This is a genomic window from Streptomyces avermitilis MA-4680 = NBRC 14893, assembly GCF_000009765.2.
Classification (GTDB): Bacteria; Actinomycetota; Actinomycetes; order Streptomycetales; family Streptomycetaceae; genus Streptomyces; species Streptomyces avermitilis.
This window is the reverse complement of record NC_003155.5, coordinates 1-10,853: the sequence shown is the minus strand read 5'-3', so window position 1 is coordinate 10,853 and position 10,853 is coordinate 1. Positions and strand designations below refer to the sequence as shown.

Annotated in this window: 11 protein-coding genes and 1 pseudogene; 5 read left to right on the top strand and 7 right to left on the bottom strand. The window is 68.9% G+C overall.

Features of this window, described 5'->3' with window-relative positions:
* Positions 1 to 48: 48 nt before the first annotated feature.
* Positions 49 to 222: a tyrosine-type recombinase/integrase gene (locus tag SAVERM_RS39025; RefSeq protein ID WP_010981445.1), complete on the top strand. Its 174-nt coding sequence runs from the start codon at positions 49 to 51 to the stop codon at positions 220 to 222.
* 556 nt (positions 223 to 778) lie between these two features.
* Here SAVERM_RS39025 and SAVERM_RS44035 read toward each other — a convergent pair.
* The 5 genes from SAVERM_RS44035 to SAVERM_RS00475 all read right to left on the bottom strand — a co-directional run bounded on the left by SAVERM_RS44035 (position 779) and on the right by SAVERM_RS00475 (position 6,776).
* Complete coding sequence (locus SAVERM_RS44035; RefSeq protein ID WP_052082438.1) at positions 779 to 1,132, bottom strand: DUF6262 family protein; 354 nt, start codon at positions 1,130 to 1,132, stop codon at positions 779 to 781.
* A gap of 95 nt (positions 1,133 to 1,227) precedes the next feature.
* Positions 1,228 to 3,027, bottom strand: coding sequence for a tyrosine-type recombinase/integrase (locus SAVERM_RS00485; RefSeq protein WP_242432120.1), 1,800 nt, complete (start codon positions 3,025 to 3,027; stop codon positions 1,228 to 1,230).
* A gap of 28 nt (positions 3,028 to 3,055) precedes the next feature.
* Complete coding sequence (locus SAVERM_RS45190; protein WP_255253769.1) at positions 3,056 to 3,187, bottom strand: hypothetical protein; 132 nt, start codon at positions 3,185 to 3,187, stop codon at positions 3,056 to 3,058.
* A gap of 103 nt (positions 3,188 to 3,290) precedes the next feature.
* Complete coding sequence (locus tag SAVERM_RS00480) at positions 3,291 to 5,918, bottom strand: DEAD/DEAH box helicase (protein ID WP_010981442.1); 2,628 nt, start codon at positions 5,916 to 5,918, stop codon at positions 3,291 to 3,293.
* A 3-nt stretch (positions 5,919 to 5,921) separates the two neighbouring features.
* Entirely contained in the window at positions 5,922 to 6,776 is an 855-nt protein-coding gene (locus SAVERM_RS00475) for a CGNR zinc finger domain-containing protein (protein ID WP_042494090.1), read from the bottom strand.
* 165 nt (positions 6,777 to 6,941) lie between these two features.
* Between SAVERM_RS00475 and SAVERM_RS00470 the strand changes: the two genes are divergently transcribed.
* On the top strand, positions 6,942 to 7,421 hold the full coding sequence (locus tag SAVERM_RS00470; protein WP_037651948.1) for a hypothetical protein: 480 nt from the start codon (positions 6,942 to 6,944) through the stop codon (positions 7,419 to 7,421).
* A 122-nt stretch (positions 7,422 to 7,543) separates the two neighbouring features.
* Here SAVERM_RS00470 and SAVERM_RS00465 read toward each other — a convergent pair whose 3' ends face one another.
* Both SAVERM_RS00465 and SAVERM_RS39020 read right to left on the bottom strand, forming a co-directional pair.
* Complete coding sequence (locus SAVERM_RS00465; protein ID WP_010981439.1) at positions 7,544 to 8,089, bottom strand: endonuclease VII domain-containing protein; 546 nt, start codon at positions 8,087 to 8,089, stop codon at positions 7,544 to 7,546.
* A 74-nt stretch (positions 8,090 to 8,163) separates the two neighbouring features.
* Positions 8,164 to 8,472: pseudogene (locus tag SAVERM_RS39020) on the bottom strand (DEAD/DEAH box helicase family protein); the annotation flags it as partial.
* Positions 8,473 to 9,042: 570 nt separating this feature from the next.
* Here SAVERM_RS39020 and SAVERM_RS00460 point away from each other — a divergent pair.
* The 3 genes from SAVERM_RS00460 to SAVERM_RS00450 all read left to right on the top strand — a co-directional run bounded on the left by SAVERM_RS00460 (position 9,043) and on the right by SAVERM_RS00450 (position 10,249).
* Entirely contained in the window at positions 9,043 to 9,474 is a 432-nt protein-coding gene (locus SAVERM_RS00460) for a hypothetical protein (RefSeq protein ID WP_010981437.1), read from the top strand.
* 53 nt (positions 9,475 to 9,527) lie between these two features.
* On the top strand, positions 9,528 to 9,821 hold the full coding sequence (locus tag SAVERM_RS00455) for a hypothetical protein (protein WP_037651945.1): 294 nt from the start codon (positions 9,528 to 9,530) through the stop codon (positions 9,819 to 9,821).
* Positions 9,822 to 9,985: 164 nt separating this feature from the next.
* Positions 9,986 to 10,249, top strand: coding sequence for a DUF6199 family natural product biosynthesis protein (locus tag SAVERM_RS00450; protein ID WP_237528682.1), 264 nt, complete (start codon positions 9,986 to 9,988; stop codon positions 10,247 to 10,249).
* The last annotated feature ends 604 nt before the right edge of the window (positions 10,250 to 10,853 follow it).

Genomic DNA, 10,853 nt, shown 5'->3' with positions numbered 1-10,853 from the left:
GGTGGCTTTTTTGGCGTCGTTGCTCTCGGGCATGCGCGTCGTCCGCACATGCTGCGTCACTCGGCGGCGACCCGCTGGCTGCGTGACGGCGTCGACCGCGATGTGGTGCAGCGGCTCCTGGGCCACGCCTCCCCGTTGTCGATGGAGCGCTACCGGCACGTCAACGACGCCGAGGCACGGGCAGCGGTCGAACGCGTCGGTTCTCTGAAGGAGCGCCGATGAGCAGCATCTCGTCCGCACTGTCGCGGCTGCCCGCACCGCGCGCCGAAAACGCGGGGGATCTCGACGGCGGGGGATGGGCTGCGTGGCTGCGAGGTCATCTCGATCCCGCCTGGCGGACCAGTGAATGGCGGCAGGACTGCTGGCTGTTCACCGGCAGTGTCCACGAGCCGCGCAGCTCGGTTGCGCTGTGCCGTACCGAGGCGTGCGACACCGTGGTCTCACCGGCCAACATCTTCTGCCCTTTCTGCAAGGAGGAGCAGAAACGGTCGCCGCTGCCCGACGCGGAGTTCGCGCGGGCCTTCGTGCCGGTGCGTAACCGCGTTGCCTTCGGTGGTGTTCCGGAGCCGTGCAGTTTCACGAAGGACGGGCAGCGCTGTGTCCGGCCCCGCCACTGCAAGGAACTGTGCGCCACGCACTACACCCAGTGGAAAACCCATTCCACCCGCAAGACCGCCGGCCGGTGGGAGGACACCGCCGTCCCGTATGCTGATACCCCTGCCTGCCCGGCTCCCGCCTGCCCGCTGCCGGGCCTGTACGGCCGGGGCCTGTGCCGGCATCATGCGCAGCGCTGGATGGCCTTCCTCATCCGGTCTCTGTCTTCCCTCAGGGTCCGGATCTCCTGCCTGGCGAGCTCGAGTTCTGTGCGCAGCGTGGCGGTGGTGCTGCGGGTGCGGGCGGGCGAGGGGGTGGTGGGGTGCTGGCGTTGTTGCGCGGCTTCGATGTGCTCGCGGATGCCTTCAGCGTAGGTGAGCCATGTGGAGACGCCGGCGGTGCGGGCGACCGCGGTGTGAGTGATCTTTTCGCCCTGTTGTTCCAGGGTGGTGAGCGCGGTCAGGGCTCGCTGGCGTTTGTCGAGGCTGGTGCGGTGGCGGGCCTGGGCGAGGGTGTGCGGGTTGCCGCGGGGGTTCATGCCGGGCCGGTCCTGGAGACGACGGTGAGCGGCAGGAGGGTGTGGGTGTTGCCGGCTCGGGCTTTGCGCAGGATGGTGCTGGCCTCCTCGATCTCCTAGCGTTCTGCGACGGGGAGAGCGGCGAGGCGGCGCTGCATACGGTCGGTGACCTGCTCGTAGGCGGTGATCTGGGCGGTGAAGGCGGTGATGACGAATTCGGCGGCGTCCATCGCCTGGGCTGTTTCGCGGTCGGCGCGCAGTTCGTTGATGTGCTGTTCGATCGCCGGGAGGTAGGAGGGGTCGGGGCGGTAGAAACCGCAGCCAGCGCACTGGAAGCGGATAGGGCAGGAGCTGCCTGCGGCTTTGACGTTGCTGGGTTCGGTGCATCCGCCGTAGGGGACGGCGACGGAGCGCAGTTCGTAGGCGGTCTCGGAGCTGGGGCTGGGGTGGCCGTGGTGGTCGACGACGTGGGCGGCGAGCTTGGTGACGGCGTCGCGTTTTCGTTTCAGGGAGACGGTGTAGTAGCGCTGGGTGGTGCTGACGGACTTGTGGTCCATCAGTTCGCGCAGGACGTCGAGTGGGGTTCCGGCGTCGGCGTGGCGTTGTGCGTAGGAGTGGCGGAAGGCGTAGGCGTAGATGAGGGAGCGGTCGAAAGGCAGTGGGTTGCCCTGTGTGTCGGTGCCTTCGCCGTGCAGGTGGGGGATGGAGTCGACCCAGTCGCGCAGGGTCTCGCCGAGGTAGCTGGTGTGCAGGTAGGGGCGGGTGGCGAGGTGGGTGAGGGCGGGGAAGAGGTAGTCGGCGCCGGTGGGCGGAAGGCTGGCCTGGAGCTGTTCTCGGCGTTCTTGCCAGGTACGGATGGCCTGGGCGGTGGACGTGGTGATGGGCAGGCGTCGGCGGTGTCGGCGGGCCTTGTGGTTGTTCCAGATCAGGGAGATCTGGTCGTTGCGGGTCTCCAGGCAGTCGCGGGGCAGGGAGAGGACTTCCAGGGGCCGTTGGCCGGTGTCTCTGAGCAGGATGTACAGCGTGCGGTACATCAGCTGCAGGTCGTCGGGGGCGAGGGTGCGCTGGCCGCGGGCCCGCCCCAGGCCAAGGAGGTGGAGGTGGGCGTCGAGCTGGCGGATCACCGGTTCGGGGATCGCCTTGCCGATCTCGTCCTCGTTGGCCTCCTGCTCAGGGATGCGGTGGAGGGCGGGGTCACGGACAAAGGCGGCCGAGAGGTCGTCCGCGGCTCCGGAGCGGTGGCCGTAGTCGATCAAGGCGAAAAAGTGGCTGGCGATGGACATGCGGTAGTTCCAGCCGGCCGGTTCGCCGTCCCGTTTCAGTGCCGTGCGGATCGCGTCGACCACGGCGGTGACGTCGTCGTAGCGCAAGCCTGCGGGGTCGTCGGTTCCCGGGCGCTGCGCGAGAGCCCGGGAGGCGAGCTCCACGCCGCGCAGCGTGCGGGCGAACTCGTCCGCTCCCGGGCGCTGCTGGACGGTCCAGGTACGCAGCAGGCCGCGCAGCCACGGCTGCCGGATGGTGCGCAGATCGACGGTCTTGGGCTGCCGGATACCGGCCGGGGTGCGGGAGCGCTGGCCGAGCGCACGCAGATCCAGGACGTCGTCCTGTGCCGGCGCGGTGCCGGTGTACTCCGCATGGCCCGCACGGACCGCCGTACGCACGCGGCCGAGCATCCGCAAGACCGCAACGGTGGAGCGAGGGCACATCTGCTGGTCCCTGATGCCGTCGATGAGCGTGCCGGTCTCAGCCAGGTCCCGCACCATGCGGCGGACCTGCGCAGGTTCGAAGATCCGCAGCCACGGGTCCACCTGCTGCAGACCGTAGAGGACCTCCCAGCGCAGCAGTTCGGGCAGCGGCAGGAGACTGAACTGGTGCGGGGCAAGATACGGGGGCTGCTGCGCCGCCCACGGCGCCACGGCCGCGTCCGGGGGAGTGCGTCGGTGCTCACGGAAACGCCAGCTTGGGCAGCAACTCGACGCCCTCGACACCGGGCACCTGACCGAACGCGTCGACGAACTCACCCGGAACAACCAACGGCTCGAAGACAGCCTCCAGCAGGCCACCGACGACAACCACCGGCTCGCGTGGGCACCCTGGAAACAGACCTGGCGGCAGCACGCACCAGCCTCCGACGGATGATCCGAGAGGAGAACACCAACCGCTGAGGCAGACCCTGCTGCTAAGCCCACTCGACTCCGAGTGCGGCGAGTGCGGTGCGCTGGTCGTGGGTGAGTTTGTCGCGGCGGGTTTTGGTGTTGGAGATCCATACGCCGAGCTTGTGCTGGTGTTCCTGGCCGTCGATGACGACGGCTTCGACGTGTCCTCTTGGTACTACCTTGTGGGCGCCCTCGCGCTGGATCCACTGTGCGAGGGCCGCGAGACCGCGTTGGAAGGCTGCTGCCTTCCCCCCACCCTTCGCGGACGGGGTCGGTGTGGGCGGTTCGGCGGGTGTTACGCCCAGCGCGGTCAGCCGTTGCTGCTGTTCCTCGGAGAGTTCCGCCCAGCTGCGGCGTTGTCGCTGGAGCCATTTGCCGAGGTCGTCTCCTTCGAATTGCACGCCGGGCTGGATGTCGGGGAGTCGGCTGTGGGGTTCGTCGGTGGCGAGGTCGGCCAGGACGCGGTAGTGGCGTTGCCAGTCCAGTGGCCAGGGGCAGTTCCAGTCGGGGTCGATCGCGGCCAGCTGCGTGGCCCGCGTTGCGGCGCGCTGCGGGTTCTTGCCGAGGCCGTCCTTGCGGCGGAGGTTGGCCATGTGTTCCCCGACCGGGACCAGTTCGCTGTCGGCGTCGCCCCATACGGCGTCGCGTCTGGGGGCGAGGTGGCCGTGGGCGCGGTGGAAGGAGCGCAGGGCCGCGAGTTTGTTCTCCCAGGCTTCGTCGCCGGGCTCCCACACCATCCCGGCCTCGTCGAGCAGGGTCGTGCGGTGGGGATCGAGTTCGCCCGCACGGTAGGTGCGCCGCTGCTGGTGGACCCACCGCCCCAGCGGGAATGCCTTGGTGACGCCGGCCTCGGTCTCGGTGTCGTACGGGACGGCGTACAGGCCGGTGATGTGGTTCTTTTTCCGCCAGCGGAGCAGGGCCTGGTAGCCCTCCAGCCACACCAACGACTCGGGCCGGTACACCCGGGTGCGCAGGAACGCCGCGATCGTCGTCGCGTCCCTCGGGGTGGAGAAGTGCAGCAGTGCTGACTCGACTGCGCCCTCGCTCTCGTGCTGCCCGCCCTCTCCTTCGGTGGTGGTGCCGATGATCCGCCCGTCCTCGTCCCGCTTCACATGCACGTGCCGCTGCCCGCTGGTCAGCGCCCGGCTGGCGAGCTGTTCGACGAGGCGTTCGGAGTGTGAGCGCAGGCCTTGGAGGACGGTTACGAGGGGTGCGAACGAGGCGGAGGCGACCATGTCGGTTGGGTTCTCACCGGGCTGGAGGAAGACGGGCACGATGATCCTGGCGGTCTTGTTCGTGCCGTCGGGGTTCGGGCGCAGGGCCCGGCCGATGTTCTGGACGATCTCCACCTGGGAGCCGCGGGTGTCGGCGAAGCAGATCGCCTCCACACCGCGTTCGCCGACGATGTCGACGCCCTCGCCCAGGACCCGCACGCTGGCCAGGAACGCCCGGTGCACGCGCTTGTTGCCGGCGTCGAGGCCGTCTGCGAACTGGCGCAGGACTTCGCGGCGTTCGGCGACGAGGTGGTCACCGCACAGCCACGCCGCCCACACTCGGTCCGGGGGTACGTGGCGGCCTGCCTCCAGCTCGTAGAACTCCGCGCCGATCGACGACTCCGGCAGGGCCCCGGCGTCGACCAGGGCCTCGGCGGAGACCTCGGCCTCGTAGAGCCGGGCTGCCGTCTGCGGCATCGTCTGCGCGAACGCGGCGGCCTCCTCGACCCGCTGGTGGAACGTCATGACGGTGCGCAGGTTGCGCGCGGCGGCGTGCTCCAGGAGCGCGGTCTGCAGCAGCGCCAGGCGCCGGCCCCGCTGCGCCTCCTCCGATTCCCCGAGGGCGGGGGAGGGGTCGCGGATCTCCAGCACGTCGATCTCGAAGCCGGCCAGGATGCCCCGCTCGACGGCCTCCGACAGCCCGAGCTCGAACAGCCATTCACCGTAAGGGCCGTCGGGGTCGCTGGCCATCGTCGCGATCTCCAGCTCCCGGCCGTCCGCGCCCTTCTGCGGGCGGGGGGAGGCGAGGATGCGCGGGGTCGCGGTCAGGTAGAGCCGGAAGTCCGCGGGGATCCGGCTGTTGTCGTGGATCGCCGCCCACGGCCGCCCGAGATCACCGGTGGTTGAGTGGGCTTCGTCGACGACGGCGAGGTCGAAGCCGTCCATCGTCTGCCCGTACAGCCGCTGCCCGCCGGCCAGAGCGGCCTCCAGCGGACCGCGTACCTTCGCCCGGCCCGTGACGTCCTCGGGATCCTCACGGTCTACGAGTGAGGCGTACGTGGCGAACACGACTACCGGCCCGTGCCCCGCCCACAGTGCGAGCTGGATGGGGTTGGTGGTGGTCCGCACGCCGAGCTGCTCCAGGACCTCGTCCTTCTCCAGCGAGCAGGCCGCGACCATCGGCCCGTTGTGGCCGACCCTCCGCCACGCCTGGGCGGTCTGCACGAGCAGGTCGAGCGTGGGGACCATGACGAGGATCCGTCCGCCCCTGAAGCACTCCCGTGCGGCCCACGCGGCGGTGATCGTCTTCCCGGAGCCGGTCGCGGAGACGACGGTCCCGCGCAGCCCTTGCGCCGGTACCGGTGACCTCGTGGGGAATCCCGCCCACGCCCGGATGCGCGCGTTCGCTTCCACCTGGTGTTCTCGCAGGCTGATCATCAGTCAGCGCCCTTCGGCAGTCGGCTCTGAGGTGTCGTGAGACTGAGGACCAGGCGCCGGCGGCTGCTGGAGGGTCGTGGTCTGCTGTTTGCGGCGCCGGCGGTGTTCGCGCTGGGCCTGGGCGCGGGCGCATTCGCGGGTGCAGTACTTGATGCCGCTGGTGCGGTTCTGCCCGTATGCGGCGCGGCCGCGCTGGCGTACGAAGTGGCGGCGGCAGGTCTCGTTCGCGCACTCGCGGATCGTGGCGTCCTCGGCGAGGTGGTTGTAGAGCTGGAGGAACGCCACAGCGAGGATGGTGGGGTAGCGGTCGCCCAGGCCGCCGATGCCGATGCTGAACGGCTTCAGCGCGGCGTTCAGTTCGCTCACGAGGTTGCTGATCCTGATCTCCAGGGAGAGTTCGCGCAGGTGGTCCAGGTCCCGCGGCCACGCTTCCTCAAGATCAGCGTTGCTCGCTTGCCACTGCGCCAGTTCTTCCTCGGACACCTCGGGCTCGATGAGCGCGTCGAGCCCGCCCTCGCGGCGCAGGGCCAGCCAGGTGGTGATGGCCGCCTGCGCCTCCCTCATGAACAGCGTGGCCAGTTCGCCGTGCAGGGCGAACGGCGCGCGGGGGTGTTCGCGCTCCGTGAGCTCCTTGAGGCGCTCGTAGACGTCGACGTCCCAGCTTCCGGTGTTGATGCTCCCGCCGAGGTGTCCGTAGGCGCCCATCAGGGCGGCCACGGCGTCGAGGTCCTCAGGGTCGACCTCCATGAACTCGCGCAGGTAGAAGTCCTCCGGCACGGGGACCGTGTGCGAGCGGGAGCGGACCTGCGGGGTCCAGACGATCCATTCACCGTCGGCCCGCGCTCCGCGAAGAGGCATCAACTCCGGTGTCGGCACGGGCGTTCCAGGCCATAGCGTAGGACGAAAGCGTGGGTCAACGTATGCCGCCATGAGGAGCATCATAGCCTTCAGGAGGGTAGGACGAACTATGAATCCTTCGTATCACGCACAGGGATCGTGGCACTTACCCCAGGGGGAACCCGAGTGACGCAGTGGCAGGACCGCCAGGCGATAGGCGACATGCACGAACGTCGGGTGGCGGCCGCGCTGCGCGCCCGCGGCTGGACCGTCCAGCCCTGCGGACAGGGCACCTACCCGCCCGCCGTACGGGAAGCCCTGCGCCGGACCCGCTCCGCCCTGCGGCACTTCCCCGACCTCATCGCCGCCCGCGGCGCCGACCTGATCACCATCGACGCCAAGGACCGCATGCCCAGCACCGACACCGACCGCTACGCCGTCAGCGCCGACACCGTGACCGCCGGCCTCTTTTTCACCGCGGCCCACGCTCCGACTCCGCTGTACTACGTCTTCGGCGACCTGAAGGTCCTCACGCCGGCGGAGGTGGTCCACTACACCGCTCACGCCTTGCGCCACCGCAGCGGTGCCTTCCACCTCGTACGCACGGAGCAAGCACACTGCTTCGACGACGTCTTCGGATCGGCTGGCGCAGCAGCTGCGGCATGACCGCCACCGCGCCCTGCTGCTCGCCAAGGACGCTTTTCTGGCCTTGCGCTCAGGACGGCGAACGTCGCGAGCCCGAACCAAGCCCCGTGGCTGCCGGCCGCCGCCCGGGAGGACAGCGGCGTTCAGGAGCTGAGGGCGTTCCCCTCGGGATGGTCCGCGGCGGTGAAAAAGGCGTCGATGAGGTAGCTGGATGCGTCGCGGGGGCCTGCATGGTCCCTGGCGGTGGGGCGGGCTTCGGGGTGCCGGGCGGGTGGGCTGTTGAGGTAGGTGTTGAAGCGAGGGCTGTCGCGGAGGACGTTGGGGAGGCGTTCGTAGGCGGGCAGGCGGGTGGCGTTGCAGGGCAGGCACAGGAGGCCGCGGACGCACCGCCCGCATGAGCCGCCGGGAGGGCAGCAGCGGTGGTCGTGGTCGATGTGCCAGAAGCTGACGGCATCGGGGCAGTGGTCGGTCGGCGGGCCTTCCTGGCACAGGGCGCAGACGTCGCGCTGGAAGCGCATGATCGCGTTCCTCCGCGGCACGGTGATCCGGTATCGGCGGACCTGCCGTTCGACTCTGTCGCAGCGGACGCACAGGGCCTTGTCCTGACGCGGGACCCGCGGGTCGGGGGTGTCGTCGTCGCCGCACCCGCCGCAGAAGAAGATGTCGTCGTCGGGGAAGTTCCAGTCCATGATCCGACGGTAGTGCCGGTAGTCGGTGCACCGAGCCAGAGGTGGTTCATGGGCGGCGCTGGGCGTCAGGTCCGCTCGTTCAGCACTGGGTCGTTCTCCAGCGAGCACACCGCGATCATGGGGGAGTGGTGGCCGACTGCCCGCCACGCCTGGGCGGTCTGTGCGAGCAGGTCCAGGGTCGGCACGGTCACGAGGATCCGGCCTTCGGGGAAGCAGTTCAGCGTGCTCGCGGCGGCCATGCTCGTTTTGCCGGACCCGGTAGCTGACACGATCGTGCCACGGGCTCCCTGAGGGGGCACAGATGACCTTGCAGAGAATCCGACCCACTAACGGAAACTAGCCTTCTGGTCGACCTGATGTTCCCGGAGTTGAATACCCCGCATTTAGTGCCCCTCCTCAAGCTCTATCTACGACCGTTGCAGGAAATCACCGGGACGGTGTAAAGAAAGGGACGGACACCGTACCGTCTTTCGCCCACCATGCCCCGCTCGGCGGGTGGCGCCAGGACCTGAACTCTGATCTTCGTGCTCCCGAGCCCAGTCCGAGCCCTGGATCCCCTGTCTCGCCTCGTACGCGCCAAGCCGGCTGCAGCCGTCGAGTCCCTGACGCGCCGCCACTCCACATGCTTGGCCGCCCAGGTGTCAGCCAGCCGCTCCGGGTCCCTCTCGAACTCTGAGAAGGAATCGCCCCGCCGCGACTGATCCGCTGTCTCACGCTCACGCGCAGCGGCTTTTGCGACCCGCTGCGCAACGGCACCGTCCAGGCTATTTGCCTGACGCCGGACCCGATCCCGCGGCACATCCCGAGCAGGCCACATACGGCTTCCCTTTTCTGGACGGCCTGCGCTGCGCACCGTCCAAGCGGTGAGGGTGTCCTACATTTTCGTCAACTCTACATGCTGCATCAATCGGCTGGTCGCGGTTCGGCCAGTGGAGGGAAGATAGGCTCCCGCCATGACCGCCGAGTGGTACGTCCTCGTCGAAGAGGACACACGAGAGACCAAGCGCGCCGACGGCGTTGAACTCAGATTGCACCGCTGGAAACTGGCGGCCACTCAGCACATCGCAGGAGATCAGGAACAGGCCGCCGCCGCGGCCGAGGATGCGGCCCTGAACTACATGCCGGGAGTGCTCGCTCGGCATGCCCGACCGGGAGACGAACCGGCCCGGCATGCTTTCCTCACCCAGGACGGGGCCTGGCTGGTGCTCCTCAGGCAGCGGCACCGCGAGTGTCACATACGGGTGACCACTGCCCGGCTCATGCATACACAGGAAGAGAAGGAGGCCCCGCCGAAAAGCTTCAAGGAGAAACTCCGCAGCGCCCTGGATGGTCCTCAGCCGCCCGAACCGGCTGGTAGGCCATGGAAGCCGGGCAGCGAAACCTGAAGGGCATCAAACGAAGCCCACTGGATAGCGCGGTTCGGGGTACACGGGCCGGCATGGCACCCAAGACTGATCACCTCATGTCCCTGCGGGCCGAGCGCCAGCTGCGTCAGGTCCGTGCCTTCTACGCGGTAGGGGTCCTGTTGTGGGCGGCCGCCGCGGCCTGGACGGGATGGGCGTATCCCGCAAGCCGGCAGATGTGGGTCTCCGTACTTCTCCTGGCGGTGTTCACCGGCCTGCTGTTCACGGCCTCCCTGTGGCTGAGGCGCCTCCAGGCCGCCACAGCAAACAGGCCGGCGCATCACGCTGCACCGCGACAGGCATTCGCCTCTCGCCACGCGAACGCCTGAGCCCGATAGTCACGAGCACCCCTCGCACCCAGCCTTGCCCGTGTCGGCGGGCCGCCGCTCCTGGAGGCGCAGCCGGAAGGATCGTGGGGCGGCGGAGAAGCAAGTGGATCCGCCGAGGGGGCGCTGTCCGTTATCTGAGGCGATGTCAGGGCATCCGCAGATGCATGAATCGCGATGCGGTAATGGAGGCTGCCTCCGATGGCGGCGGCAGTCCGGTTTTCATCCCGATCTTGTGCGCCTTGCTGATCATGGGGTTCATTCAAGTCACACGTCCGCAACTGCTCTGGAAGGCGAACAGGAACCTTCAGCGGGGATGGGTGAAGGACCCGGACGCGACCGAGCCCACCAGTAAGGGGTACGCCATGCAGCGGGTTACGGGGGTGCTCTTCCTGGCGATCGCCACATGGATATTGGTGGCGCAGATCTGATCGGAAGCCAGACTGCCCGCCTCGGCATCTAGCCCGGGGAGAGGCGCGCTTGATGGCAGCTGCAGGCAAGGAAGGAGGGGGCGCGCATGAGGAAACGCTCCGAGCCCTACGTTCCGCCGTCATGGGCGAGGCCGGGCAACAGTTGGGGGCCGTGGCTTTACTGGCCGATGCTCTGCCTGGGCATCGGCTTGCTGGTGTGGCGGATAGTCGATGGTGATGGCACAGGCCGCATCCTGGTGTCAGCCGGCATGGTTCTCGTGTGGATCTGGCTGCTGGTAGCCAACCGGTCTGCACGACGCAGGCGGCCCACCTAGCTGCCGCCCGGGCCGCAAGGCCCGTTGGCCGGCTTCGCGCAGCGATGCCGGCTTTGGTGGCGCACAGCGCCACTTGTAGCTGGAGCGCAGCGGAAGCTACCTCGCGTGGGCGTAGCCCACACTGCTCCGGGAGCGCAGCGGACGGAGCGTCACCCCGGTTGCGCAGCAACCGAGGTGAGCGGGACGCGCAGCGTCCCGCCGGCGCTCCCGCGGAGCGGGAGCGCAACACCCGCGCGCAGCGCGGGTGTTCGCTTGCACATCGCGCAGCGATGTGGTACCCGCTCCGCGGG